A 26,010-nucleotide genomic window follows, 5' to 3' on the forward strand; every position below is an offset into this window, starting at 1 on the left:
TCCAGATTAGCCCCTTCGCCGCAAGGCCGTCGTTTCCATCAACTCTGTCCATTGAATCGCGCGACGATCGCGGCTGCGATGGAAAGCGCGATCTCTGCCGGCCCGATCGCACCGATATCCAACCCCACCGGTGCATCGATACGGTCAAGCATAAGCGACGATACCCCCGCTGCCGCCAGTCGCTCGCGCCGCGTCGCGTGGCTGCGGCGGCTGCCGAGCGCGCCGACATAACCCGCGCCGGCAGCGAGCGCCGCGATCAGTGCCGGATCGTCGATCTTGGGATCGTGGCTCAGCGCGACGACGGCCGTCGCCGGGCCCGGGTGATAAGCGGCGACGGCATCATCCGGCCAGCGATCGTCGAGCGTCGTCTCGGGAAAGCGCTCCTCGGTGAGAAACCTGCCACGCGGATCGATCACCACCGTCGCGATGCCGAGCGACCGCGCCAGCGCGACCAGCGATTGCGCAATCTGCACCGCGCCGACGATCAGCAGCCGACGGGGTGCGTCATAACGATTGACGAACGCTTCGCCGGCCACAGGCTCGACGCTGCTTGTTCCGCTCGCAAGGTCGGTAAATATGTCCAGCGGACGCCCTTCGGCGCGCGCCGCGCCGATCTGCTCGAACAGGTCGGGCGGAAAGCCTTGCGCCGTTACCGGCTGCACCAGAACCGAGATCTGGCCGCCACACGGCAGACCGACCTCCCACGCATTCGCGTCCGCCACCCCATAATGTTTTAGTTGGAACGGGGCGCCCGCGATCACCTGTGCGGCGGTATCGAGGATATCGCCCTCCACGCATCCGCCGGAAACCGATCCCTCGAACCGGCCATCGGCATGGACGAGCATATGGCTGCCGCGCGGGCGCGGGGCGGAGCCCCAGGTGGAGATAACCGTCGCCAGCGCCATCGGCGCGTCCTTCCATGCCCGGGCGGCGGCAAGAACAGCATCATTGTCGGCCATCAGATCGGCGGTAGCCCCATGAGAAGTTTGTCCGGCGTGATCGGCATGTCGCGCACGCGCACGCCGCACGCATCGAAGACGGCATTGGCGACCGCGGCGCCCGCGCCGGAAATGCCGAGCTCCCCGATCCCTTTCGCGCCGACCGGATTGGCGTGCCGGTCGACCTCCTCGACGAACCACGCCTCGATCTGCGGCACGTCGGCATTGGTGGGGATGTGATATTCGCCGAAATCGCGGTTGGCGATCGCGCCGGTGCGCGGGTCGATATGGACCTCCTCATGCAAGGCATAGCCGAGGCCCCAGATCATCCCGCCGATCGCCTGGCTGCGCGCCGTCTTGTGATTGAGGATACGCCCGCAATCGAACACGCCGAGCATCCGCTTCACGCGCACCTCGCCCGTCACCGCATTGACCCATGCCTCGCAGAATTGCGCGCCGTGCGCAGCCTGGCTGAAGCGGCGGTTGTTCGCGCCGGGATGGATCGTGCCGATCGCGACAATTGGCGTATCGCCGACCAAGTCGCCCAGCGGCACGCGGCGATTGCCCGCGATGACGTGACCGTCCTTGAGCGTCATTTCCTCCGGCGTCGCGCCCATCGCGGCGGCGAGCGAGCGCACGATATCGTCGCAGGCGAGCGCCACCGACGAGGCGGACGAGGCTGCGCCAAACGAGCCGCCCGATCCGGCGCCGGTCGGGAAATCGCTGTCGCCCAGCCGCACGTCGACCGATTCGACCGGCAGCCCCAGCGCCTCGCCCGCAACTTGCGCAAGGATCGTATAAGTTCCGGTGCCGAGATCGGTCATGTCGGTTTCGACGATCGCGCGGCCCTCGCCGGTCAGCGTCACGCGCGCGCTCGAATCCGCCAGGAAATTGACGCGCGCGGCGGTGGCGACGCCGTGCCCGACGAGCCACTCGCCCTCACGGCGCCGCTCGCGCCTGTCCCAGCCGAACCGGCGCGCGCCTTCGTCGAAACATTCGATCAGCCGGCGCGACGAGAAAGGGCGGCCGGTCGTGGGATCGCGCTCCGGCTCGTTGCGCCGGCGCAGTTCGATCGGATCGAGCCCCAGTTCGCGCGCCAGCTCGTCCATCGCGCATTCCAGCGCGATCATGCCGACGGCTTCGCCCGGCGCACGGACCGGGCCGTGCGCGACGAGATTCACCGGGGCCACGCGCGTCGTGAAACTGCGATGCTCGCCGCGATAGAGCGCGATCGCGCCGAGCGGCACCGGCTCGAACGAATTGGCGCCGACCTTCTGGCTGACAAGGCTATCCTGCCCATAGCCGATCAGCCGCCCCTGCGCATCCGCCGCCAGCCGGATGCGCTGATAGGTGTCCGACCGGCCATAACAGGCGTGGAAGATCTGCGCCCGCGCAAGCGCGACCTTCACCGGCCGCCCCAGTCGTTTGGCCGCCACCGCCGCCAGCAGCGCATCCGCGCTGACATTCTTGCCGCCGAAACCCCCGCCGATGAACGGCGAGATCAGCCTGATATCCTCCGGCGCGATACCCAGCGAATTGGCAAGCACCGGCCGCGCCTGACGGAATATCTGCATCGAACAGCGCAACGTCAGCTTGTCGCCATGCCATTCGGCGATCGTGCCATGCGGTTCCATCGCGGCATGAACCTGACGCGGGGTGGAATAATCGACGTCCAGCGCCACCGCCGCCTCGGCCATCGCGCGATCGAGATCGCCCTTGACGATATTGGGGAGCAGCGCGCCTTCCGGCGGCCCGAAGGCATCGCCCTCGCCGTCGCGGGTCGCGAATATGCCGTCCTCCGTCGCACAGGTGACGATCACCGCGCGGGCGGCGGCGCGCGCCGCCTCGAAGCTTTCCGCGATCGCGACGCCGACAATCTCGCCCCAGCTGTCGATCGTCCCGTCATAGGGTTGCGCCCGATCCTGCCCGAATACCGGCGTCTGGCGGGGAAGCGCCTCATCCCCGGCATAGATTGCGAGCACGCCGGGCATGGCCTCGGCATTGGCGGTATCGAACGCCACGACACGCCCCTTGCCGACAGGTGCGGTGATCGCCACGCCCCACACCAGATGCTCGAGCCGATGCTCCAGCGCATAGCGGGCAGCGCCCGTCACCTTGGCGGGGCCGTCGATCCGGTCGAGCGGACGACCGAGGATGCCCTGCACCCCGCGATCGAGCGCGAGGCCGGCGTGCGCCTCGTCCATGCGATATTCGGTCATTGTGTCAAATCCCGAAGCGCGGCGATCAGCACACGGCGCGCGAGCGGCATCTTGAAATCGTTGTGACCGGATCCTCGCGCCTCGCCGAGCAATATGTCCGCCGCAGCGGCAAAGACTTCGACGCTCGGTTCCCGGCCGATCAGCGCGGCTTCCACTGCCGGATCGCGCCACGGTCGCGGCGCGAGGCCGCCGAAGGCCAGCGCCGCATGAGCGATCCGCCCGTCGGTCACCTTCACCAGCGCCGCGAGCGAGACCAGCGCAAAGGCATAAGAGGCGCGGTCGCGTACCTTGCGATAGAGGTGTCGCGCACCGGCGACCGGCGGCGGCAACTCGACATGGGTGATGAGTTCACCAGGCTCGAGGACGGTTTCGATTTGCGGCGTGTTTCCCGGCAGGCGGTAAAAATCCGCGATCGGCAACCGCCGGCACGCTCCGCCGGGCGTGAGCGTGACGATAACCGCATCCAGCGCCTGCATCGCGACCGGCATGTCGCCGGGATGCGTGGCGATACAATCGTCGCTGGTCCCCAGCACGGCGTGGATACGGTTGAAGCCGCCGCGCGCGTCGCACCCAGCGCCCGGCGACCGCTTGTTGCAGGACGCGGCGGTGTCATAAAAATAATAGCAGCGGGTGCGCTGGAGCAGATTGCCGCCGGTCGTCGCCTTGTTGCGGAGCTGCCCGGAAGCACCGGCGAGCAGCGCGCGGCTCAGCACCTCGTAACGCTCGATCACGCGGCGGTCGGCGGCGAGATCGCTGTTCGGCACCAATGCGCCGATCGTCAACCCGCCATCGGCGCGGTCCTCGATCCGCGCAAGATCGAGCCGGCTGATGTCGATCAGCCGCTCGGGGGTCTCCACCTCCAACCGCATCAGATCGATGAGATTGGTGCCACCGGCGATGAAGCGCCCGCCAGCCGCGACCGCTGCTTGCGGGCTATCCGCACGGGTGAAGTCGAACGCTCTCACGCCGCCTGCTCCGACTCGATCGACGCAGCGTGAGCCTCGCGGATCGCGTCGACGATATTGGGATAGGCCGAACAGCGGCAGAGATTGCCGCTCATCCGCTCGGATATCTCGTCGTCATCGAATATCGGGCGCGCAAGATCGGCGGATGCGTGGCTCGGCCAGCCGCGCGCCACCTCGTCCAGCATCCCGACCGCGGAGCATATCTGGCCCGGTGTGCAATAGCCGCATTGATAGCCGTCGTGCTGGACGAACGCCGCCTGCATCGGGTGGAGATCGTCGATCGTCCCGAGGCCCTCGATCGTCACGATCTCATCGTCCTGGTGCATCACCGCCAGCGTGAGACAGGCATTGATCCGCCGCCCGTTGACGAGAATGGTGCACGCCCCGCACTGGCCGTGATCGCACCCCTTCTTGCTTCCGGCGAGGCCGAGATGCTCGCGCAGCAGATCGAGCAACGATGTGCGGACGTCGATATCCGCATCATATTGCATCCCGTTGATCGTAAAGTGCATCGCGCCCTCCGTCCGCGACAGCATAACGCCGCTCGGCGGGTTGGTGTCCACATCTTATCTCTGCATCGGTCGGAGAATGCACTCGTCTCCGTCTCGAGGCGACTTTGTGAACGGAGCCCTGGCACACTGCCGTCGGACCGGATCAAGATGCGAGTCGCTGATAGCTGCCAGCAACCGAAAATGGCGCAGCTGCTAGCTCGCATGGAACGCGACAGCCTCGTGCAGCGCAAGCCGGATCCGGCCGATCGGCGGAGCAGTCTGGTATCACTGGCAGAAACGGCACAGGCCAAGTTGCCGAAAGGGCGGGCAATTCTTCAACAGGCTAACAGCGAGATGATGTCGGGCTTCACCAAGGCGGAACTCGCCATGCTGATCAATCTCTTGCAGCGGGTGATGGCGAATGTCGAAGCCATGGAGCGATAGGCGCCGATTCTGGTTTTCAACAGCTGTTGCGAAAGTCGGGGGTAGTGAATTCAGGGCCCAAGTCGCCTAGAACCGCCGCACGCTTACCACAACAACTGAGGCTTCGCGACCCGCGAGACCAGTATTTTTCGAGCCCGCCTAGCTGACCTCAGCTCTGGCTATGACCACGCGCCATGTCGATCAGAGCCCTGAATGCGGCCGAGGAATTCCGTCTGTTCGGATAATAGAGACATAGAGGTGCCAGTGGCGGCGTCCATTCTTTCAGAACCCGAACGAGACGGCCTGCCTCGATGTCTTCGCGCACATCGGACTCCATGAAGGAGCCGATGCCGATGTGATCGAGCACCGCGATGCGGGAGAGGCTGGCTTCGTCCAGCGTGATCGGGCCTTGAACGTCGATTTGGACGGGCTGACCATCCTTCTCGAATTGCCAGGGCCTCGGATCGCGCTGCAGCCATCCACGGCTCCGAGTTCGTTATTGACGGTGGCACTGTTCCGACCGTCTGAAGCCCTGCCCCGACGCTCGCCCTTCGTGGCGAACGTGCGGAAGTAGCTCCAGGATTAGGCGTCGCAAATAGCAGCTTAGCCACCATTGAAGGCGAGCAATGTCCGCCGTCTGGACCGTAGCCTAGAGTGAGGTGAGCGAGGGCGGTTTCGGGATCGCGTCGAACAGGGTTGAACGACCGAGGTTGAGCGCGTCGCGGTCTCAAGTAACCTGATCCGGAAGTCGCCCGGTGTAGATTGACGCCGGCCGGATCGCCTCACCGGTGCGATATTGTTCGATCGAATGAGCAATCCAGCCGACGCACCGCCCCAGCACAAACATCGAATCCCGCTTATCTTCCATGAACTGACGTCCGGCAAACTCCGACACCAGCGCATAATCCGGATAAAGGCCCCGCGCATCCTCGACGATGGCGATAGCGCGCTTGAGACGTTTCAGGCCGATCGCGTCCCCCATCACGACATCGAGCTGATCGAGCAACGCGCGGGCACGCGGGTCACGGTGGCGGTAGGCGTCGTAGCCGAAGCCGGGTACCTGATCATCCCCCTTTAGCCGGGCGAGCATCACTTCGTCAGGATCGCCTTCACAGATATCGGTCAGCAACCGCGTGATGACATCGAACCGGCCAAGTTGCGTGCGCCGCCCCCCGACCAGCAACAGGCCGGCGGCAACCGACCTGTAGGGTGACACGCCAATGCCTGCAACGCTGCGGACGGCGTAGGTGCTGGGTTCGAAACCGTGATCCGCTGACAGAACGAGCATCCGCCGCACGAAATCCTGCCAAGCGGACGACAGGCCGAGGTGAGCGCCGACCTGCTCATGGATCGGTGCGGCAGATGGCGCGGGGACGCCGAGCTTGAGCGCGGTGAGGCTCCGCAACACATCGGCGCCGGTCGAGGCCATGCCGGCGGGCGAGAAATCGAACGACCGAGGGTTCGCGTCCTCGATCAACGGCAATGCAGCGGCAGCGCGCGCGGTGCCGCTTGACGTGCGCAACGTCGCCGCGACCTGCCGCATCGTCTCTGGAAATATGGGCAGACGATCGGTGAAAACCGCCGCCTCCGGCTGGTCCCACAATAGAGCCGCGACCTGTTCGAGGCTGTGGTGCTCGGCCAGTGCGACTGCGTCCATGCCGCGATAATAAAGCACATCCGGCCCAATCAGCGAAATCGCCGATTCCGGCGGCGGCGCATTCTCGCGGCGCACGGGCGGTCTTCCTCGCGCCGTCTTCGCACGCTCGATGTCGGTGCGCCAATATAGCCGCTCCCGGCTGCCGGGAACCGCAACCGACCGAATACCGCGCCGGCTGACATAGGCATAGAGGGTCGTACGCGAGACGCCCAGGGCGTCTGCCGCCTCCTGCGCCGAAAGATACATCTGGCCGTCCTCACCATGTACGGAAATCATCAAGATTGATTCCTTACCCACCCTATCGACAATATCGACGATAGCAGACGAATTGACGGAAATCGTCAACATATGAGGGGAGGAGTAAATGCTGGTCAGCCGGAGTGCGTTGGCGATCGCCATTGTTTCGGGGACGTGGAGCGGCGTAGCGCGCGCTCAGGACACCGCACCGGCTCCTGCGGCAACCGCGCGAGCCGATACGCAGCCCGATATCGTCGTCACCGGCTCCCGCATTGCTCGGCGCGATACGACATCGCAGACTCCGATCGTCACCATCGGGCAGGAGGCGATCGCCTCTCGCGGGTCACCAACACTGGAGACGACGCTCAACCAGCTTCCGCAGTTCGCACCGTCCGCGGGATCGGCATCGAGCTTCAACGCGCGCGGCGGGCAGGCTAATCTCAACCTGCGTGCACTGGGAAGCCAGCGGACGCTCGTGCTAGTCGATGGCCGCAGGCTCCAGCCGGCCAATCCGGACGGCTCGGCCGACCTCAACGTCCTACCCTCCGCGCTGATCGAGAGCGTGGAGACGATCACCGGCGGCGCTTCCGCCGTCTATGGTTCTGACGCGATCTCCGGCGTCGTCAATATCAAGCTCCGTCGACGTTTCGAGGGTGTCGAACTGGGCGGCCAGACGTCGATCACCGACAAGGGCGATGCGGCGACGCGTGAGCTTTCGATCACGGCGGGTACGAGTTTCGCCGGTGGGCGCGGCAACGTCACGCTGGCGGCCGTCTATTCGGCGCGCGACAGCCTGGGCTTCCGCGCTCGTCCTTATCTCGACGATCAGGCGCTTTCGACCAACACGCCCAACGGCATCCTGCTGGTCAACGCTGCGAACCTGCCGAGCCAGGCAGCAGTCAACGCAATCTTCGCACGCTACGGCGCAGCGACGGGCAGCGTCTCCCGATCGACTGCCCTTAGCTTCAACGCGGACGGCACGATCTTCCGCGCGCAGAACAGCCTGCTTGGCTATAATGGCCCGACGACGGGTATCTACACCACCTACAACAACAGCCTTTATGCCGACACGGGTTATTTCAATTACGCGCAGGTGCCCCTTGAACGCTACACCGGCTATGGCCGCGCGGAATATGAGCTGGGCTCGTCGACCAAGATGTTCGTGCAGGGGCTCTACACCCGCTACGACGCCACGACTGCCGGGCCACCGCCCAATTCAAGCTCCACTTCCTCCATCCTGACGGTTCCCGTCACCAACCCCTTCATTCCGGCGGATCTTCAGGCATTGCTCGCCTCCCGCGCAAATCCGACGGCACCCTTCACGATCCAGAAGAGGTTCGACGTGCTGGGCGCGCGAACCGAGCATGACCGCTACGACGTCTATCAGATCACCGCCGGTGCCGATGGGAAGCTCGGTCTCGGCGATGTCGCATGGAGCGCCTATGCGACGCTCGGCCGCACGCTCTACACCGCGCACGAGATCAATTATCCCAGCATAAGCGCAGTACAGAATCTGCTGAACGCGGCGGACGGCGGCAATGAATTGTGCTCGGGGGGCTTCAACCCGTTTGGCCCACAGCCGATCTCTGACGCGTGCCGCGCCTATATCGCGCGCAACGCCGAGAGCACGACCAGCCTGCGCCAGCTCGTCGTGGAGGGTACGTTGACCGGTAGCCTGTTCGCCCTGCCCGCGGGGAAGGTACGCTTCGCCGCCGGCGCAGATTATCGGCGCACCTCCTATGCCTTCACGCCGGACGCCGTGATCGCCTCGGGCGACCTCGCCAATTTCCTGCCGACCTCGTCATCGGGCGGGCATGACGCCGTGAAGGAGATCTATGGCGAGTTGCTGATTCCGGTGCTGGCCGATGTACCGATGTTCCGATCGCTCAACGTAGACCTCGGATATCGTTATTCCGACTATCGGATTTCGGGCGGCGCGAGCACCTACAAGGCCGATCTGGACTGGAAACCGATCGACGCGGTAATGGTCCGCGGCGGCTATGCTCGCGCGATCCGCGCACCGAGCGTCGGCGACATGTTCAGCGCGACGACGCTGGACTCAGCGTCGCTCGGTACGCTCGGGCCGATCCCCGGCGGCGACCCGTGCGATATCCGCAGCGGCTATCGCGCGAGGGGCTATGCCGGCGCAACGCAGGTGCGCAGCCTGTGCCTCGCGCAGGGCGTGCCCGCCAATCTGATCGACAGCTATATCAACGGCGCGACCCGCGCGCGGACGATCACAGCGGGCAATCTGGCGTTGAAACCGGAGACGGCGGACACCTTCTCGATCGGCATGGTGTTCGCGCCCGTCCATGCGAGCGGGCTGTTCCGACGATTCACACTGTCGGTCGATTATTACAACATCAAGATCAAGGACGCGCTCGGCAACATCAGCGGCCCGCTCGCTGTCCAGAGGTGCTTCAACGCCGACGGCAGCAATCCGACCTATGACCCGAACAACCAGTTCTGCCAGCTCATCAGCCGCGAATCCGCGACCGGGCAGATCGGCGGCATTTCGAACCCGCGCCTCAATCTCGGCGGCTACAGGACAGCGGGGATCGATATTGCCGCGAGCTGGCCGATCCCGCTGTCGGAATTGGGGCTGAAGAGCGGTACCGTCACGCTGGGCACGGACCTAAGCTATCTCGACAAATTCGAGATCCAGACGCTGCCGGGCGCAGCGTTCCTCGATTATGCGGGCACGATCCAGAACACGCAGATCGACCTGTTCTCCTCCGCCCGGCCACGCTGGAAAGCCACATCCTCGTTGCGTTATTCGGGCGAGGCTTTCGATCTCGGCTTACGCTGGCGCTACATCGGGCCGATGAACAATTCGGGCAATGTCGGCGTGGCCAAGCCGGCGCTGCCCCACACAGCCTCGGTCAGCTATTTCGACCTCGACCTCGGCGTAAAGGTAGCCGGCAATTTCGAGCTGCGCGGTGGCGTAACCAACCTGTTCGATCGCACGCCACCGATTTCGGTGCTGTCGCCGGTCGGCGCCTATACGATCGATCTCAACACCTATGACATCGTGGGACGGCGGATGTTCATCGGGTTCAAGGCGAAGTTCTGATGGCCGACGCCGCCCCCTCCACCACCATGCCGCGCGTCGGCAACGGCACACTGACGCTCTATTCGCTGGGCGCGGTGTCGTCGGGGATCAAGCTCAAGATCCTCGAGACCTTCCTGCTGATCTTCTACAATCAGGCGATCGGGCTGCCGCCGGCTGCGGTGTCCTCGGTAATCCTGATCGCCACGGTGTTCGATACCGTCACCGATCCGGTAGTCGGCTGGTACTCGGATCGCCTGCGCACCCCGCTGGGGCGGCGCCATCCGCTGATGTATGGTGCGGCGCTGCCGCTGGCGATCGCGTTCTTCCTGCTGTGGAACCCGCCGATATCGTTCGGGCACACCGCCACTTACGTGTGGATGATCGCCAGCTATCTGGTCGTCCGTTTCGGCTATTCGCTCTATGAGAACAGTTCCAAGGCGCTCGCCCCCGAGCTTGTGACCGATTATGACCGTCGCACCACGCTGGTGTCGCTGCGCATCTTCTTCCGCACGCTGGCGGGACTTGGGGCCACCGTGCTCGCCTATCAATATTTCCTGAAGGTGGCGCCGGATGGTACCGGCGGCGTAACGGATCGAAACGGCTATTTCGCCTTCGCCCTGTTCTGCTCGGTGGTGATCCTGGTGGTGATCCTGATTTCCGCACGGGCAACGCAGTGGATCGTCCCCTGGTTGTCGAAGCCCGCCCGTGACGGTGGCGGGCCGTGGCGCGCCTTCGGCGAGATGTTCGGCATGTTACGTAACCGTTCCGCCCTCGCGATTCTTTCGGTCGGGATGCTGGTGTCGATATCGAGCGGCGTGCGCAATGGGCTGGAACTTTATTTCGGCCTCTATTTCTGGGGTCTGAGCCAACATCAGCTTTCTGGGATCGCGACGATGACTGCGATCGCCACCTTTGCCGGCGCGGCGCTGGTGCCGGTGGTGGCGCGAAACATGGGCAAGCGCGAGGCGGCGCTCGCGGCTTTTACGCTCGCGGTGCTCTTCGCGGGCCTGCCGATCTTGCTGCGGCTGATCGGCCTGATGCCCGCCAACGGAACGATGGCGCTCTACGCCATTCTGATGGCCGATATCTTCGTCTCGGGCGTGCTCTACGTGATGACCGCCGTGCTGCTGAACTCGATGTTGGCGGATGTGACCGATGAACTGGCGGTCGCCACCGGCCGTCGTTCCGAAGGCTTGCTGTTCGCCGCGGATGGCTTCTTCACCAAGGCAGTATCGGGTTTCGGTGTGATGATCTCGGGCGGCCTGCTGGCGTTCATCGCTTTCCCGGCGCACGCGCACGCAGCGACGGTCCCGGCTGCAACCCTTTGGTGGCTCGGCGCTCTCTATCTACCGATCGTGATATTGGTGAACGCCGCCGCCATCGCGATGGTCTGGATGTTCCGCATCGATCGCCACCGGCACGAGGAAAACCTCCGCACCCTGGCCGAGGATGCTGCGAAACGGACCGCCGAGCCCGCTCCCTCCGCGCTTACCTGAGGACTGACATGCCATGCCCGCCTCTTCCGACCCCCGCCTTAGATTCCCGAAAGCGCAGATCGCCTACGCGGCAGACCCGCGCTTCTCTTATTGCCTCCATCTACCGACAGCGCTGCTGGAAGATCCCAAGGGGTTCCGCCTGCTGATCGCCGTCCACGGCTCCGCGCGCGGCTGCATGGCCTATCGCGACGCGCTCGCGCCATTCGCCGATCGCAACCGTTATGTCGTGCTTGCGCCCCTGTTCCCGGTCGGCGTGCTGGGGGACGGCAATCCTGACGGGTATAAATATATCGCGGAGGGCAGCATCCGCTACGATCGCATCCTGCTCGGCATGATTGCGGAGGTGGAAGCGTTGCTCGGCATTGCCTTCCCTCGTTTCGACCTGTTCGGCTTCTCCGGCGGCGGGCATTTTGCGCACCGCTTCTACTATCTGCATCCCGATCGGCTCGCATCCGTATCGGTCGGTGCGCCGGGAGGAGTCACGCTGATCGACGACAGCCGGGACTTTTGGATCGGCACGCGCGATTTCGCGCAGCGCTTTGGCGCGCCGCTCGATCTGGAGGCGATGCGCAAGGTGCCCTCGCAACTAATTATCGGCGAACTCGATACCGAGGAGTTCGTCTATCCGCCGGGCTTCGCCGCCCATTCGGCCGACATGGCATCGCTCGGGCGCAACCGGTTGGAGCGTAACGCCACCCTGCTCCGCAACTGGCTTGAGCACAGCCTGCCCGCGACGCAGACAATCGTCCCCGGCATCGCCCACGCCGGCCTGAGCGCAACCCCTGCGGTCGAACGCTTCCTCGAAAATCTTGTGAACCTGCAGGCACCAGCATGACCCGACTGACCAACACAGTGAACGTGATCGTGCCCGTGGGGGCGCTGGGCACCGGCGTACGCGCATCGAACCTGGAGGAGGGGCTGGCGCTTGGCGCAGACGCGATCGCATGTGACGCGGGTTCGACCGATAGCGGCCCCGCATATCTCGCCACCGCACAACCCAAATATTCGCGCGACGCCGTGAAGGCTGATCTGCGCCTGCTTATGCTCGCGCAGGCAAAAGCCCGGATACCGTTGCTGATCGGATCGTGCGGGACGAGCGGTGCCGACGCCGCGCTCGACTGGACCCGCGACATCGCGATCGAGATCGCCCGGGAGGAGGGTCTCTCGCCACGGATCGCCCTGCTCTATTCGGAGCAGCGGCCCGCCGACATGGCGGCTGCTGCCGCCGCCGGTGCGATCACGCCGCTCGCCCCAATGACGACGGTCGATCCGGCGATGTTCGCGGCGTGCGACCATATCGTCGCGCTGATGGGACCGGAGCCATATGTCGCCGCGATCGAGGCGGGTGCGGACATCGTGCTCGGCGGACGCACCACCGACACTGCTGTGCTCGCCGCGATCCCATTGATGAAGGGTGCGGATGTGGGCTCGGCCTGGCATGCAGCGAAGATCGCCGAGTGCGGCGGCTTGTGCACTCGCAACCCGCGCGAGGGCGGCGTGCTGATCCGCATCGGCACGGAAGCGTTCGAGATCGAGCCGCTCGACGCCGCCAACGTCTGCGATCCCTATTCGGCGTCGTCGCACATGCTCTACGAGAACAGCGACCCCTTCCATCTGGTCGAGCCCGGCGGAATCCTCGACGTGACGGAAGCACGCTATCGCGCCGTCGACGATCGCGTGGTGCAGGTGCGGGGCTCGCGCTTCGATCCGCGTCCTTATACGATGAAGCTGGAGGGCGCTGCGGGCGGCCCGTTCCAGACGATCATGCTGGTCGGTATCCAGGACCCGAAGGTCCTGGGCGAAATCGACCGCTTTCTCGCACAGATGCAGGAAATGATGACGGCCCGCATCTACGCCGTGCTCGGCAAGGCGATCGGCGATTTCAACATCTCGCTGCGCGCCTATGGCTGGAATGCGGTATCCGGCACGACGGTGGCCCCGCCCGCCACGCCACCGCGCGAGGTCGGGCTGCTGTTCGTCGCCACCGCGCGGACGCAGGACTTGGCCACGCTGATCGCCAAGACCTGCAATCCGCTGTTCTTCCACATGCCGCTCGATCGCGAGATGGAATTGCCGAGCTACGGCTTCCCCTTCTCCCCCGCCGAGATCGAGCGCGGGCGCGTGTTCGAGTTCAAGCTGAACCACGTCATCCGGGTCGATGATCCGATGGCGCTGGTACGCACCGTCATGATCGAAAGCGCGGAGTTCGCCGATGCCCAGGGTTAATGAGATCTGCCGATACATACGCTCGAAGAACGCCGGCCCGTTCTGGATTACGGTGGATCTGTTCTTCAAGGATCGGAGCTCGTTCGATCTTTATTCGCGGTCCGAGGCTCTTTCTGCCGGGCGGTTAGCCGGGATTTTCGGGGTACCGGAAGATTCGGTGAAATGGTTTGCTGTCCCCGATCTCAATGTCGTCAAATTCTCTTACCCGCGAACCGCGCCTCAGGGCGGCATGATCGAACGCGATATGCATGGCGGACAGCAATTCGCGCGCTTGCTGGAGATCGTGGCATAGCCACGAGTGTCGACGAAGCGCCCGTTGGCCCGGCCGCTTCTGGAAATCGGGTGAGGGTGATCGAACGACTGCTTTGAGGCGCCTAGCGGCAACGCCGCCTCAGCTAGCCGCAGCGGCCGTTTTCGACTCATAGAAAGCCGCTCAATCAGCGTGCCGCACGCTGGGAACGAACGCGCCTTTCACCGCTCAGTCGCCAAAAGTCCGAAGCTTTTCGAGGCGAGCCTTTTGAACCGTCATCGCCATCTCAATCCGCACGCGTTCCACCGGATCGGTCTTGCCGAGATAATCCTCCAGCGCGCCGACATTCGCCTCGATCGCCGCCTCCAGTTCCAGGAAGAGCCCTTTACGATCCTCGGGCGTCAGGATCGCCCAGATGCCGGCCCGCAACCGGAAGGGATCGACGCCGATGCTCGTCGCCAGCACCGGATCGCACGCCCAGTCCCTGAGCGCCTGTCGCCCTACCGCCGTGAGCGACAGGTGCCGCGTCGCTCTTCCCCCCTGCGCCGCGCTGGCCTGCAAAAGGCCGTCCTTCTCCAGGCGTCGCACCGCCGGATAGATAGCGCCGGCGCTTCCCTTCCATTCCAGCGAGAACGAATCCGCAAAGGCCTTCCGCACCTGAAATGCGGTTTGCTGCCCACGATGCTCGATCTCCGACAGGATCGCCCCTTCGAGTTCGCTGATCTTCCGCACCTGCACCACTTGCCTTCCACTTTTCCCGGCCTCATAGTACGAATCGTACTATGAGGCCGATTATGCGATTTCTTGCGATCCTGGGTAGCCTGCTCGCGGCGAGCACGACAGCGGCAAGCGCAGCCCAGGGGCTTCCCCCGTCATCCGTTCCGGTTGGCTCGGCGGCGCAAATGGAGGAGAAGCGCCTCCAGGACGCCAACAACCAGTCGGTCCAGGATGCGGTGCATGGCCGCTATCTCGATGCTTCGTTCGGCCTTCTTGCGCATCTCGGCATCGCATCCGCAGCCGATATCAAGGATCCGGACGTCTTCGATCAATGGGCGCAGGTCATGTCGTGCATGACCAGCACCCCCACCTTCAATCCCGTGAAGTCGGCCGATTTCCATGTGCCTGCCGAACAGATCGCCGATCTTCGTGCCGCGAAGGGGGTTTCGGCGATCCCGGAGATCGTGCGTCGCGCGCGGCGGACCAGCATCGTCATTCTCGACGAGAATCATCTCGATCCGCGCGGGCGCGCCTTCGGGCTGGAAGTCGCCCGCGCGCTACGCCCGCTCGGCTATACCGTTCTGGCGGTAGAAGCGTTGAAGCGCGACACCGACGACACGGCGTCGCGTGCCAAGATGGAAAAGCTATCTGCGGAGAAATACCCGCGTCGATCGAGCGGCTATTATCTCGACGATCCGATATTTGCCGATTTCCTCCGTCAATCGCTGGCGCTCGGCTATCGCCCCGTCTCCTACGAGATGATTCGCACGGACTATGCCGGTCTGGCAGAAAATGCCCAGGGGCAGCGCGAACAGGATCAGGCAGACAACATCGTCCGGCGCGCGCTCAAGCAATATCCCGACGCGAAGCTCCTGATCTATGCCGGCGAGCATCACGCGGCCGAACGGCCGATCGCGGCCGAGGGCGGCAAGGTCGTGATGATGGCCGAAAGGCTCAAACGTGCTACCGGCATCGATCCGCTGACGATCGATCAAGCAGGTCTGTCGTCGATCCCGATGAACCGGCCAGATGCGGATCTCTACGCCCTCGCCGAACCCAAAGCGCGCGCGGGGTCGGTGGTGCTGATGCGTCATGGCAAGCCCCTCACGGTCGGGCTGCTCGCGGGTTCGGTCGATTTGCAGGTCGTCCATCCCCGCACGACCTCCGTCGCCGGCCGGCCGGACTGGCTTGCAGCGATGGGGCGCAAGCCGGTAGCCGTTCCGCAATCGCTGCTGCCGACATCCGGAACACGGCTGGTCCAGGCATTTCTCGCGAGTGAAGCAGAGGACGCCATTCCCGTGGATCAAATAATAGTCACAGCTGGGCAGAAGCCCGCTGTGCTCATGCTTCCCTCGGCCGCAGTCCGCTACGCCATCCAGGAACGCGGCGCGCAATAGCGCATAGCAGCCCGGCTGTCGCTGTGCCAAAAATCGACAGCCAAGTTTCTGGAAGGGATATCACAACCAGGGACGATCGGTTTTAGGCGCGTCGCCGATGGGCGGTTTTCGGTCGCGCGACTTCGCGTCTTCAATGCCAAACAATAAGCGGCGGCAGCGGGTTCACGCTGTCGGCTCGACCTAGACTGGCGCCCCCGCCGCACGGGCGATCGCTGCAAAGGTATCGCCCGTCGCCCAGATCGTACCAGCTTGAATCGCGACAAAGATCGCGAGCAAGGTGGGGAATGGCCAAGACAATCGCTTTCTGAACAGTTCCGCCATGATTGCGATGATCAGCACCGCTTCGATGGTATAAAAGGTCCATGTCAGGCCGCCGGCAAGACCATGCAGCGCCGGTATCTGCTGGGCGTAGAGCCGCCCGAGGGCAGGCCCAAGGCCAATCAGGATGGTCGAGCCCATCAGGCGTGAATGCAGCCGCCGGTTCCGACGGTAGGCAATGCCGAGGCCGTACATCGCCATGAACAGGAGCAGGAATGTGATATCGAGAAAGACAAGGCTGAGCCGAAGGTCGCGCGGAAAGCCTTCGTCCCCGACGAGCTCGATCCAGACCATGTAACTGCTTGTCCCCACAAGCAAAGCGACCAACGCCAGCGACGTCCAGCCTAACCGCCGGTGCAAGCGATAGCTGCCGCGACCGATCAGCAATGATTGCACGATCAGCAACAGCACCCAAGCTGTCGAGACGATCCCGTGCAGCGTGTGCCAACCATCGTTGCTGAGCGGATCCCCAAAGAAGGTCCGCCAGAAACCTGCGACGATCGCCGCAAGCCCGATCACAAACAAAAGATAGGTCTTGCCCCGTCCTGTCATCGTGCGCCCCCGCAGCTACGCTGAAACTATCACGGTGAACCTTTCGGTCAAACAACGAGGAAACCGATCTCCCGTTGGGGGCTTGAAGCGAGGCGATTTGCGGTACGAAACCGATCGCGGCGCGCCGGCTTGCTTCCGGTTTGGAGAAAGCGGACAGACGGCAATCGGGAAGCGAGCGAATGCGGTTCTACGGCAGCCATTGGGCGCGTTCCTGCCGGAAATTCGTGATCAGAGATCATGACGCGGATCGGTGTCGCTGGGACGATGTGTTCCGTGAGATCTGCGCCGGATTGGACACCGGTAGCAAGGTGAAGATACATGTCCGCCAGCAACAGCGAGACTTCGTCTTGTTCGGTATTTCGCGCGGACGATATGCCGAGTTGCTGCGCGAAGGCGTCAAATTGGCTTCCGACCGCCACAACTGCACCTGGCCCGAATTCTATGTCGATCCCGACGATAGCGTGCTCAAGGATCGGATCTGGTTCTGGCGCGACCAGAGCGACATGGCTCCCGCACGCAGGAATCAACTGCTCGGCGAGGGCGGCAATGACACGCCAAACAAATATCCGCGTCATCCCCTGGCGAAATGTCAGAAACGCGTGAGTCCGAAATCCGCGTTCGACGACCGCATGCCAAAGCGTAAGAACATTGATCCTGCGGTAACGCCTTTCCGACACAGCATTATAGGGCATACCGAGCCCGGCCCGCACTGTTCAAGGCCGAACCCAGCGAAGGCCTCCGGCTTCGAGCTCAGCGATAATCCGCGCAATGTTCTGCACATAGTGATTGGTCGACTGCCCTGACGGCCGCCGGCCTGTGGCTGGTATGCCATTGCCACTCTCCGTGAACGGGCCGGCAGCGAGCCTCTCTCGCCCCCCTTAACCCGTCACGGCGGAGCCGGCCATTCCCTCCCTCTGAAGCGGGCCGTCCTCGGGCGACCGCTGTACAAAATCGGGCGTAGCAGAGCACATGCAGCGGTGCCCCCAGACCTCTATCACCACAATGCTGGGCGCCTGTGTCGCCGATATTTCCTCGAGCGTGGCGCGAGACACCGTCGGGTTAAGGAGCGGCTGCGCCTCGTCTCGGGCGATTCGTGCTGCTACCGACGACTGCTTTCAAACAGGCTGGGTGCCGCCCGCCGGTCCATTTCCGGAGGATCGGATCGCTACCGCTCATGAGAGGCCCGCTCAGGGCGTGACAATATCGCCAGAAACAGTGACGCGCTCGAGTATCCTGTCGGCCGGCCAATAGTCCCCGACCGCGTAATGCTGCGTCGACCGGTTGTCCCAGATGCCGATTGCGTGAGGCGTCCACCGGAACCGGACCTGATATTCAGGCACCTTGATGCGGTCGAAAAGGGTTCGGAGCAGGCGGTCGCTATCCTCCTCGCTCACGCCCAGAATGCGCGTCGTAAAAGTGTAATTGACGTACAATATCTTCTCGCCGGTCTCCGGGTGCGTGCGGACGACCGGGTGCCGCACCGGCGGAAAATCACGCGCAAGCTGGGCGCGCTTCTCCTCGGTGACGCGCCCGCCAAAACTGCGGACGATGTCGTGCTCGGCGTCGAGATTCTCGATCCGCTCCTTGACCGCGATCGGCAGGCCCTCGTACGCCGCCGCCGCGTCCGACCAGATCGTGTCGCCGCCCAGCGGAGGCAACAGCCGCGCGCGCAGGATCGAGGCGATTGACGGGCGCTCGCGAAACGTCACATCGGTATGCCACTTGTTCGCCGCCTTGAACGGGATTAGCGACTCTTCGGTCAGCTTCACACCCTCGACGCCCTGGATGATGAGTATTTCGGGATGTCCCTCGACATGGGGAATCACCGGGTGCCCTTCGAGCTCGCCAAACAGCCGACCGAGCCGCAAATGGCTCTCGTAACTGATATCCTGATCGCGGAAGAAGATGACCTTCCGCGTCAGCCATGCCTCGCGAATGATCTCCACGTCAGCGCTCTTGAGCGGCAGATTGAGGTCAATTCCCGCTATTTCCGCACCGATCGTGGGCGTGGGCAGCGTGATGGAGATACCGCGACTCGCGGCGTGTTCCTGAAAGTCGGTACTGACCCGAAAGGCGGTGGCCATGGCGCTGCTCCTCATCCTCTCAACGCGCGCGATCCTGACACGGTTCACGCATCGGCGGGCAAAAGGCTTGCTCTGACCACGCCAAGCAGAGCTATATTCCTATCGGATAAGTAGGTATTAGGCAATCGATAGCCCTCTACCTCGACGACTGTGGCTCGCCGCCCCAGAATGCGCCTGCTCGCTCTCACCTGCGTAGAGCGGCGAGAGCGTGCGCGACCCCGACCTGGCCTGCCGCCGATTTGGCGGACACCGCGACGGGTTGAATTGGGCTACATCGCCTCCGCCTAGCCTAGCTCCACGTCGGAGACTCAGCGGCCGAGATCCTCTCTTCAGTCGGCCTGCCGCGGCACGTAGCGCGAAAGGATGGCGTCTTTCGACCGCCTCAAAATCGCATCGGACTGACCGCTGCCCATCGCCGCGCGGGCGAGCGTGATCGCGCCGATCATCTCCGCTGCGACCGAACTCGCGGCCTCCTCGGGCTGCTCAACCTGCATCGCGCTCAGCAGCCGTTCCAGCCGGCTCGTCAGGATGTCGAGACCTGCACCGAAGCGGCGACGCGCCTCCGTGTCCATCCCGGCAACGTAGCCGCCAAGGCTCGGCAACGGGCAGCCGGCCTCGGGGGCGTCCCGGTGCCGGCGTGAGAGGTAGAAGCGAACGAGCCGCTCGAAGCGTTCGGCCGGTGGGGCATCGGTCTCGGCCCGCTCCACATCGGCGTTAAAGTCGGCGATGGCCGTCTCGACGGCGTGCGCGAGCAGGTCGTCCTTCGACTTGAAGTGCGCATAAAAGCCGCCAACGGTCATGCCGGCCGCCCGCATGACCTCGGCCACGCTCAGCTTCTCGGGTCCGGCCGTACGCAGGACCTTGGCCGCTTCGGTCAGGATGAGGTCGCGCGTCTTGCGCTTATGGTTGGCATCGTATCGCATCAGCCAATCATTTAAGTGTGTGGTTCATCGGGACAAGCGCCTCACCCTCCGTCGACTCGCACCGTCGCGGTGATCGAAAGGCCGGGACGCAGCCGCGCGACATCGCTTTGGCGGGGGTCGAAGCGGATCTTGACCCCGACCCGTTGGACGATCTTCGTGAAGTTGCCGGTTCCGGGCTCGAACGGGAGGAGCGCGAAATTTGCGCCCGTTCCCGGTGCGAGGCTTTCGACGCGGCCGCTCAGTTTCACGCCGGGCAGCGCATCGACTGCAATCGAGGCACGCTGTCCCGGATGCATATGGGTGATCTGCGTCTCCTTGAAGAAGGCGGTCGCATAGAGCGTGTTCATCGGCACGAGCATCAGCAGGCGGGAGCCGGGTTGGACGTAATCGCCGGGTCGCGCCTGCAGACTGCCGACCACGCCGTCAATTGGCGCAAGGATCACGGCGTGACGGCGATCCTGCAAGGCAAGATCAAGGGCAGCGCGCGCCTGCGCTAACTTGGCCTCGGCAGCGCCGACGTCGGCTCGCAAGCCGGCACGGCGCGCGCTCGTGACCCCGGCATTTTCCTGTGCGACGCGTAGCTGCGCGGCCGCCCGCGCAGCCTCCTGTGACGAGGCGATCGCGGCGGTCGAAAAGCTGTCCGCCTCGCGTCGCGGCGCGGCGCCGGTCTCGGCGAGCGCGGCATAGCGACGCCGGTCCGCCGTCGCCAGCGCGGCTTGCGCGGTGGCTGCGCGGATGCCGGTGCGGGCCATGTCGACCTGAGCGCGCGACAGCCGCTCGTCCTGATCCAGACTGGCGAGCGCCGCACGCGCCGAGTCCAGCCCCGCTTGGGCGTCGATAAGGGCAGCACGCGCCGAGGCGATACGCGCGTCGAACTCCTCGGGATCGATCTCGATCAGGGGCTGACCGCGATGAACCGGCTGGTTGTCGCTCACCAGCACGCGCGCAAGGAAGCCGCGAACACGCGGGGCGACCGTGGTGGCGTCGGCGCCGACATAGGCGTCGTCCGTGCTGTGCGACCGCGCCGGGGCGAGAATCCACAGGATTCCCGCAAGACCGACCAGCGACGCCACCGCCACCGCGATAAGGGCGCGACGGCCGGCAAGCCGCGAACGCCTGGGTGCTGCCGCCGTCGAGTTTGTCGGTTCCAGATATTCGCTCATAGCTACCCGCTTGCCAGATTAAGATTATGTCCATAATATTATGATCGTAATCCTTCAAGGCGAGTCTTCGGTGGTGGCAAGTGCGGTGATCGACAGCGCGAGCGGGCAGCGCCGCGAAGCGGCGGCGAGCCCGGCCGCGCTGCCAAACTCGCGCAAGTTCCTGATCTTCGCGGTGCTCGCCTTCGGCCAGTTCATGGCCTTGCTCGACATCCAGATCGTGGCCGCCTCGCTCAACGAGGTGCAGGCCGGCCTATCCGCCGCGCCAGACGAGATCAGCTGGGTCCAAACCGCTTATCTGATGGCCGAGCTGGTGATGATCCCGCTGTCGGCGTTCCTCAGCCAGGCGATGTCGACGCGCTGGCTGTTCGCCGCCTCGGCCGGACTCTTCACTCTGGCGAGCATCGCCTGCGGTCTCGCCTGGGACATCGAGTCGATGATCGCCTTTCGCGCCATCCAGGGCTTCGTCGGTGGCGCCATGGTGCCGACGGTGTTCGCAGTCGGCTTCACCCTGTTCGAGGGCAAACAACGCGCGATGATCCCGGCGATCCTCGGCGTCGTCTCGGTGCTCGCACCGACGATCGGACCGACCGTGGGTGGCATCATCACCCACGCCGCCGACTGGCGCTGGATCTTCTTCATCAATATCGTGCCCGGCGCCGCGGTTACGGTCCTCGCTACTGTCCTGATCCGCATCGACCGCGCCGACACGTCGATGTTCGCGCGTATCGACTGGGCGCAGCTTGCCGGCATGGCGATCGCCCTCGCGGGCCTGCAATATGTGCTTGAGGAAGGTCCGCGAAAGGATTGGTTCGGCGATCCCGGGATCATGATGGTGGCCTGGATCGCGCTTGTCGCGTTCGGCCTGTTCCTCGAGCGATCCTTCTATTCCGCCAACCCGATCGTGCGCCTGTCGCCGTTCCGCAGCCCGACCTTTGCCTTCGCCTGTGTGTTCAACGTCGTGATCGGCTTCGGCATCTATGCGTCAACCTATCTGCTGCCGGTGTTCCTCGGCCGGGTGCGTGGCTTCGACAGCCTGCAGATCGGCACCACGGTATTCGTTGTGGGCGGCGCCCAGCTTGTCAGCACCGTGATCGCAGCGGCCACCTCGAACGCGTTCGATCGACGGATCATCATCGCCATCGGGCTGGTCGGCTTCGCCGCGAGCCTGTGGGCGACCTCGCACGTCGCACCGAATTGGGGCTTTAACGAGTTGCTGGCGCCCCAGCTCCTGCGCGGCCTGTTCGTGATGCTGTGCATCGTGCCGAGCGTCGGGCTCGCTCTGTCGGTGTTCCAGGGGCCGGAGCTTCGCTATGCGTCCGGCCTCTTCAACCTGATGCGTAATCTAGGCGGCGCGATCGGCATCGCGACGGTGAACACCTGGCTCGGCGATGCGACACGGACACAGGCGCTCCGCTTCGGGGAAGCACTGGGCGCCCCCGATCGCGCCGCCCCCGATGTGCTCGCGGCGCTCACCGCGCGGATGAGCGCGATCACCCCCGATCCCGACCACGCGCTGTTGATGGCGCAGGCGACGCTCGGCCGGCTGATTGCGCGCGAAGCGGTGACGATCGCATTTGACGAGGTGTTCCGGATCATGGCGTGGATGTTCATCGCGGCGCTGGTGTTGGTGCCGTTCTGCCGCCTGCCCGCCACCGACGCGCCGGCCATGCCGGCCGAGGCGCATTGATGAAGCGCGCCCTGCCCGCCGTGGCCTGCGCCGCGCTCACCGCCTGCACGGTTGGCCCGAACCATGTCGCGCCGTCTATCGCGCTGACGCCGACCTTCGTCCGCGCCGGTGCCATCGACACTCACGGCGATACGGCCGCGTGGTGGCGGAGCTTCGATGATCCGCTGCTCGCCGAGCTGGTCGCGCGCGCGATTGCGAACAATCCCGACATCGAGGTCGCCCGCGCGCGTATCGGTCAGGCGCGTGCCGTAGCCAGGGCAGCCGGCGCCGCGCTGCTGCCGAACGTCGATGCCACGGGAGGAGTGACAACGATCAGCCAGTCGCGGGAGACGGCGATCGGCCGGGTCACCCAGGCGCTCGGGCTCGACCGCGGCTACACCGAATATTCGGTGGGCGCCCAGGCGGGCTGGGAACTCGATCTCTTCGGCGGCAACCGACGTCTGCGGGAAGCCAGCCTGCGCGAGCTGGAGGCGAGCGAGGCTGAGGAAGCGGCGGTCCGCGTCGCGATCGCCGCCGAAACCGCCGACGCCTATCTTATGCTGCGCGGGCTCCAGGCGCGGCTCGAGGTCGCGGAGCGACAGGCAACGAACCAGACGACGCTCGTTGCCCTGGTGCGGCAGCGGGTCGACGAAGGCGTGGCTGCCGAGCGCGAACTCAATCGCGCGCGCGCGGCTGCGGAAGCGGTCCAGGCATCGACGGCGCCACTGCGGGCGGCGATCGACGCCCAGCTCAGCCGGCTGGAAGTGCTGCTCGGCCAGCAGCCCGGCACCGAGCGTGCCGCACTCCAACCCGTCTCTCCCATTCCGTCCGCGCCGATGCCTGCCGGCAGTTCCGCGCCTGCCGAACTGCTCCGCCGACGACCCGACATCATCGCCGCCGAGCGCCGGGTGGCCGCCAGCGATGCGCGGATCGGCGCGGCGCTCGCCGACTATTACCCGCATGTCTCGCTGTCCGGCCTGGTCGGGGTGGCCAGCCTCGGTACTGGCAATCTGTTTACCGGCAACGCCGTGCAGGCTTCAGGCGGTGCGGCCTTGCGCTGGCGGCTGTTCGACTTCGGCCGTGTCGATGCCGAAGTCGCGGGCGCCCGCGCCCATCGCGCCGAAGCGCTCGCGACATGGCGCGGCACCGTGCTGCGCGCCGCCGAGGAGGTCGAAACCGCGCTGTCGCGCCTGGGCGAGGCACATAGGCAGCGGGCGAATCTGGAGCGACAGGTCAGCGCACTCAGCCGCGCCCGCGCGCAAGCCCAGGACGCCTATACCGGCGGCATCGTCGGGCTGATCGAGGTGACCGACGCCGATCGCGAACTGCTCGCCGCTTCGGACACCCTCGCGAGCGTCCGGGCGGAAGAGGCCCGCGCGGCGGTCGCCGCCTACCGAGCCCTCGGCGGCGGATGGATGAGCGACGGCAAGGAGCGATCATGACCGACACCGCACCCCCACCGGACGGGCTGGCCATGCTGAAGGCACCTCGGTGGCGGGTTGCTACCACGCGATAACTCGGCGATCACCGATCATAATCCCGCCTTATCGCGGTGCCGCCGCATTCGATTTCGGAAGGCGCAGTCGATCTCTTAAACTGTCGACAGGAGGATCGCCCCATGTCCGACACAATCATCCTGCGCCGCTGGTCGGCGCGCATCCGTACCGCCGACGAGGCCGACTATATCGCCTATATCGCCGGCACCGGGCTCGACGATTATCGCGCGACGCCGGGCAATCTCGGCGCGCAGATGCTGGTCCGCACGCTCGGCAATGGCGAGAGCGAGGTCTCCACCCTCAGCTGGTGGGAATCGCTCGACGCGATCCGCGCCTTTGCCGGGGAAGACATCGAGGTGGCGCGTTACTATCCCGAGGACGACCGTTTCCTGCTGACCCGTCCCGACCATGTCGAGCATCACCGGGTCGTCAGGAGTGCCGAGATGATCAAACCCGGCTGAGATGCCACCGCGCCACGCCCTATCTCCGAGAAGCGGCGCAGGGGCGATTGAGGGGTCGCTCTTGCGGGTTTCGCGATCCAGTTCGCCTTCGACGGACCGGCGGATGGCAGTTATCTCCACCGACACCCGCCCCGCCGCAAACTTTCCCCAGCGAAAGCGCGCTTCGATCACTGGAGCGGGATGATGCCATCCACCGCGCGCCATTCCCGCGGCCCGATGAGCTTGTCATGCGCGATCCGAACCGAATGGAGCGCCGCTTTGATCTCACGTTGCCAGTGATCGAGGAAATCGAACAGCACCGGAAAGTCCGGTGCAAGATCATATTCCTGCCACACGAACAGCTGCAGCAACGACGGGGCATCCGGACGATAATAATGAATCTCCGCCGTCGTCACGCCATAGCCTTCGAGTTGAGCGACGAAAGCCCGGTCGGTCATCAGGAGGATAGCTCCCGCCCCGGACGCTGATCGAGCGTCCGCATCGCGGCAAACAGTTCGTCGATCGGAACGGCGCGCCGCGCGCCCGGGGGCTTTCGCTCGGCCGGCCTGTCGCGGACCGCGTGCCGGTCCGATGCCCAGGACGCGAGGATGGCGCGCTTCACCTCCGGTTCGAGGCTTGGATGGTGCGCAACGTCGAAGGGGTGCAGAAAACGTGAAAACGGTTCCGACATAGCCCTGTCCTCTCTCGTAACTCTCCTTTCCTCCGCGGGACGACGAGCGCCCGCGATGGGCAAAGATTTGGGAAGCAGGCGAGTCGCGTCAAGAGGGGGATATCGCCTGCTAAGCGATTGCAATCAGCGGAATTGGCACTCAAGAGGCACGACTGCCAAAAAATTTCGAGCGGCCCCTTGAACACAAAAAATGGGTGCCCTAGCTGATCGCTGCCCGTCGCCTCCTACGGGGCGACGGGGACATTGACATTCGTTTTGCAACTGGAGGTTTTGCCATGCATTTCCGCCCCTTGCACGACCGCGTGCTCATCCGCCGCCTCGAAGCCGAGGAGAAAACCTCGGGCGGCATCATCATTCCGGATACCGCCAGGGAAAAGCCGCAGGAGGGCGAAGTCGTCGCCGTCGGCCCCGGCACGCGCGACGATGCCGGAAAATATGCCGCGCTCTCGGTCAAAGCCGGAGACCGGATCCTATTCGGCAAATGGTCCGGCACCGAAGTGAAGATCGACGGCGAGGATCTGCTGATCATGAAGGAAAGCGACATCCTCGGCGTGGTCGAGGTCGTCGCGGAACTGAAGCGGGCGGCATAAGCGGCTCGCCTCCCAACTC

25 protein-coding genes and 1 pseudogene are annotated in these 26,010 nt (G+C 64.7%); 11 read left to right on the forward strand and 15 right to left on the reverse strand.

The annotated features are described in order from the left end of the window. Window positions 1-38 precede the first annotated feature (38 nt). The 4 genes from NED98_RS08445 to NED98_RS08460 are packed head-to-tail and all read right to left on the reverse strand — an operon-like array spanning window position 39 to window position 4,634. Window positions 39-959 carry an XdhC family protein gene (locus tag NED98_RS08445; RefSeq protein ID WP_265312608.1) on the reverse strand — a complete coding sequence of 307 codons (921 nt, stop codon included), beginning with the start codon at window positions 957-959 and terminating at the stop codon, window positions 39-41. Further along, window positions 959-3,157: a xanthine dehydrogenase family protein molybdopterin-binding subunit gene (locus tag NED98_RS08450; RefSeq protein WP_265312609.1), complete on the reverse strand. Its 2,199-nt coding sequence runs from the start codon at window positions 3,155-3,157 to the stop codon at window positions 959-961. The genes NED98_RS08445 and NED98_RS08450 overlap by 1 nt, the downstream gene beginning before the upstream one ends. Next, window positions 3,154-4,122: an FAD binding domain-containing protein gene (locus NED98_RS08455; protein ID WP_265312610.1), complete on the reverse strand. Its 969-nt coding sequence runs from the start codon at window positions 4,120-4,122 to the stop codon at window positions 3,154-3,156. Before NED98_RS08455 ends, NED98_RS08450 begins: the two co-directional genes overlap by 4 nt. After that, on the reverse strand, window positions 4,119-4,634 hold the full coding sequence (locus NED98_RS08460) for a 2Fe-2S iron-sulfur cluster-binding protein (RefSeq protein ID WP_265312611.1): 516 nt from the start codon (window positions 4,632-4,634) through the stop codon (window positions 4,119-4,121). Before NED98_RS08460 ends, NED98_RS08455 begins: the two co-directional genes overlap by 4 nt. Before the next feature lie 180 nt (window positions 4,635-4,814). On the opposite strand from NED98_RS08460, the gene NED98_RS08465 reads away from it, so the two are divergent. After that, complete coding sequence (locus NED98_RS08465; RefSeq protein ID WP_265312612.1) at window positions 4,815-5,057, forward strand: MarR family winged helix-turn-helix transcriptional regulator; 243 nt, start codon at window positions 4,815-4,817, stop codon at window positions 5,055-5,057. Between the two features lie 148 nt (window positions 5,058-5,205). On the opposite strand, the pseudogene NED98_RS08470 reads toward NED98_RS08465, so the two are convergent. Together NED98_RS08470 and NED98_RS08475 are read right to left on the reverse strand one after the other, a co-directional pair. After that, window positions 5,206-5,490 (reverse strand): annotated as a pseudogene (locus tag NED98_RS08470) (LysR substrate-binding domain-containing protein); the annotation flags it as partial. A gap of 273 nt (window positions 5,491-5,763) precedes the next feature. Next, window positions 5,764-7,092 carry a citrate synthase gene (locus NED98_RS08475; protein ID WP_265312613.1) on the reverse strand — a complete coding sequence of 443 codons (1,329 nt, stop codon included), beginning with the start codon at window positions 7,090-7,092 and terminating at the stop codon, window positions 5,764-5,766. Here NED98_RS08475 and NED98_RS08480 point away from each other — a divergent pair. Genes NED98_RS08480 through NED98_RS08500 form a run of 5 tightly spaced genes read left to right on the forward strand, consistent with a single transcriptional unit; the run spans window position 7,058 to window position 13,996 of the window. Beyond that, window positions 7,058-10,003 carry a TonB-dependent receptor domain-containing protein gene (locus tag NED98_RS08480; protein ID WP_265312614.1) on the forward strand — a complete coding sequence of 982 codons (2,946 nt, stop codon included), beginning with the start codon at window positions 7,058-7,060 and terminating at the stop codon, window positions 10,001-10,003. The genes NED98_RS08475 and NED98_RS08480 overlap by 35 nt on opposite strands. Beyond that, on the forward strand, window positions 10,003-11,478 hold the full coding sequence (locus NED98_RS08485) for an MFS transporter (protein ID WP_265312615.1): 1,476 nt from the start codon (window positions 10,003-10,005) through the stop codon (window positions 11,476-11,478). The genes NED98_RS08480 and NED98_RS08485 overlap by 1 nt, the downstream gene beginning before the upstream one ends. Window positions 11,479-11,491: 13 nt before the next feature. Next, window positions 11,492-12,313, forward strand: coding sequence for an alpha/beta fold hydrolase (locus tag NED98_RS08490; RefSeq protein ID WP_265312616.1), 822 nt, complete (start codon window positions 11,492-11,494; stop codon window positions 12,311-12,313). Then, the gene (locus NED98_RS08495) at window positions 12,310-13,704 is read left to right on the forward strand and encodes a DUF1446 domain-containing protein (protein WP_265312617.1); all 1,395 of its coding nucleotides are present in this window, start codon (window positions 12,310-12,312) and stop codon (window positions 13,702-13,704) included. Before NED98_RS08490 ends, NED98_RS08495 begins: the two co-directional genes overlap by 4 nt. After that, on the forward strand, window positions 13,691-13,996 hold the full coding sequence (locus NED98_RS08500; protein WP_265312618.1) for a DUF4387 domain-containing protein: 306 nt from the start codon (window positions 13,691-13,693) through the stop codon (window positions 13,994-13,996). Before NED98_RS08495 ends, NED98_RS08500 begins: the two co-directional genes overlap by 14 nt. A 186-nt stretch (window positions 13,997-14,182) precedes the next feature. Here NED98_RS08500 and NED98_RS08505 read toward each other — a convergent pair whose 3' ends face one another. After that, on the reverse strand, window positions 14,183-14,686 hold the full coding sequence (locus NED98_RS08505) for a PadR family transcriptional regulator (protein WP_265312619.1): 504 nt from the start codon (window positions 14,684-14,686) through the stop codon (window positions 14,183-14,185). A 62-nt stretch (window positions 14,687-14,748) separates the two neighbouring features. Here NED98_RS08505 and NED98_RS08510 point away from each other — a divergent pair, with 62 nt between their 5' ends. Further along, complete coding sequence (locus NED98_RS08510; RefSeq protein WP_265312620.1) at window positions 14,749-16,068, forward strand: hypothetical protein; 1,320 nt, start codon at window positions 14,749-14,751, stop codon at window positions 16,066-16,068. A gap of 180 nt (window positions 16,069-16,248) precedes the next feature. Here NED98_RS08510 and NED98_RS08515 read toward each other — a convergent pair whose 3' ends face one another. The 6 genes from NED98_RS08515 to NED98_RS08540 all read right to left on the reverse strand — a co-directional run bounded on the left by NED98_RS08515 (window position 16,249) and on the right by NED98_RS08540 (window position 21,303). Beyond that, window positions 16,249-16,938, reverse strand: a complete 690-nt coding sequence (locus tag NED98_RS08515) for a ferric reductase-like transmembrane domain-containing protein (protein ID WP_265312621.1) — start codon at window positions 16,936-16,938, stop codon at window positions 16,249-16,251. A gap of 47 nt (window positions 16,939-16,985) precedes the next feature. Further along, window positions 16,986-17,630, reverse strand: coding sequence for an ArdC family protein (locus tag NED98_RS23395; protein ID WP_432423307.1), 645 nt, complete (start codon window positions 17,628-17,630; stop codon window positions 16,986-16,988). A gap of 495 nt (window positions 17,631-18,125) precedes the next feature. After that, window positions 18,126-19,022 carry a TauD/TfdA dioxygenase family protein gene (locus tag NED98_RS08525; RefSeq protein ID WP_265312623.1) on the reverse strand — a complete coding sequence of 299 codons (897 nt, stop codon included), beginning with the start codon at window positions 19,020-19,022 and terminating at the stop codon, window positions 18,126-18,128. A 329-nt stretch (window positions 19,023-19,351) separates the two neighbouring features. Next, the gene (locus NED98_RS08530; RefSeq protein WP_265312624.1) at window positions 19,352-19,945 is read right to left on the reverse strand and encodes a TetR/AcrR family transcriptional regulator; all 594 of its coding nucleotides are present in this window, start codon (window positions 19,943-19,945) and stop codon (window positions 19,352-19,354) included. 41 nt (window positions 19,946-19,986) lie between these two features. Next, window positions 19,987-21,108: an HlyD family secretion protein gene (locus NED98_RS08535; RefSeq protein WP_265312625.1), complete on the reverse strand. Its 1,122-nt coding sequence runs from the start codon at window positions 21,106-21,108 to the stop codon at window positions 19,987-19,989. A gap of 54 nt (window positions 21,109-21,162) precedes the next feature. Next, window positions 21,163-21,303 (reverse strand): hypothetical protein, encoded by a 141-nt coding sequence (locus tag NED98_RS08540; protein ID WP_265312626.1) that lies wholly within the window; start codon window positions 21,301-21,303, stop codon window positions 21,163-21,165. On the opposite strand from NED98_RS08540, the gene NED98_RS08545 reads away from it, so the two are divergent. From NED98_RS08545 to NED98_RS08555, 3 genes are all read left to right on the forward strand, one after another. Beyond that, window positions 21,302-22,795 carry a DHA2 family efflux MFS transporter permease subunit gene (locus tag NED98_RS08545; RefSeq protein ID WP_265312627.1) on the forward strand — a complete coding sequence of 498 codons (1,494 nt, stop codon included), beginning with the start codon at window positions 21,302-21,304 and terminating at the stop codon, window positions 22,793-22,795. The genes NED98_RS08540 and NED98_RS08545 overlap by 2 nt on opposite strands. Continuing rightward, window positions 22,795-24,216, forward strand: a complete 1,422-nt coding sequence (locus tag NED98_RS08550; protein WP_265312628.1) for an efflux transporter outer membrane subunit — start codon at window positions 22,795-22,797, stop codon at window positions 24,214-24,216. The genes NED98_RS08545 and NED98_RS08550 overlap by 1 nt, the downstream gene beginning before the upstream one ends. 176 nt (window positions 24,217-24,392) lie before the next feature. Then, complete coding sequence (locus NED98_RS08555; RefSeq protein ID WP_265312629.1) at window positions 24,393-24,731, forward strand: hypothetical protein; 339 nt, start codon at window positions 24,393-24,395, stop codon at window positions 24,729-24,731. Between the two features lie 167 nt (window positions 24,732-24,898). On the opposite strand, the gene NED98_RS08560 is transcribed toward NED98_RS08555, so the two are convergent. Together NED98_RS08560 and NED98_RS08565 are read right to left on the reverse strand one after the other, a co-directional pair. Further along, window positions 24,899-25,168 carry an usg protein gene (locus NED98_RS08560; RefSeq protein WP_265312630.1) on the reverse strand — a complete coding sequence of 90 codons (270 nt, stop codon included), beginning with the start codon at window positions 25,166-25,168 and terminating at the stop codon, window positions 24,899-24,901. Beyond that, a complete protein-coding gene (locus NED98_RS08565) occupies window positions 25,168-25,401 on the reverse strand; it encodes a hypothetical protein (RefSeq protein WP_265312631.1) in 234 nt (77 codons plus the stop codon). Before NED98_RS08565 ends, NED98_RS08560 begins: the two co-directional genes overlap by 1 nt. A 275-nt stretch (window positions 25,402-25,676) precedes the next feature. On the opposite strand from NED98_RS08565, the gene groES reads away from it, so the two are divergent. Continuing rightward, window positions 25,677-25,991: a co-chaperone GroES gene (gene groES, locus NED98_RS08570; RefSeq protein WP_265312632.1), complete on the forward strand. Its 315-nt coding sequence runs from the start codon at window positions 25,677-25,679 to the stop codon at window positions 25,989-25,991. Window positions 25,992-26,010 lie beyond the last annotated feature (19 nt).

It is taken from the genome of Sphingomonas lycopersici (assembly GCF_026130605.1).
Lineage (GTDB): Bacteria > Pseudomonadota > Alphaproteobacteria > Sphingomonadales > Sphingomonadaceae > Sphingomonas > Sphingomonas lycopersici.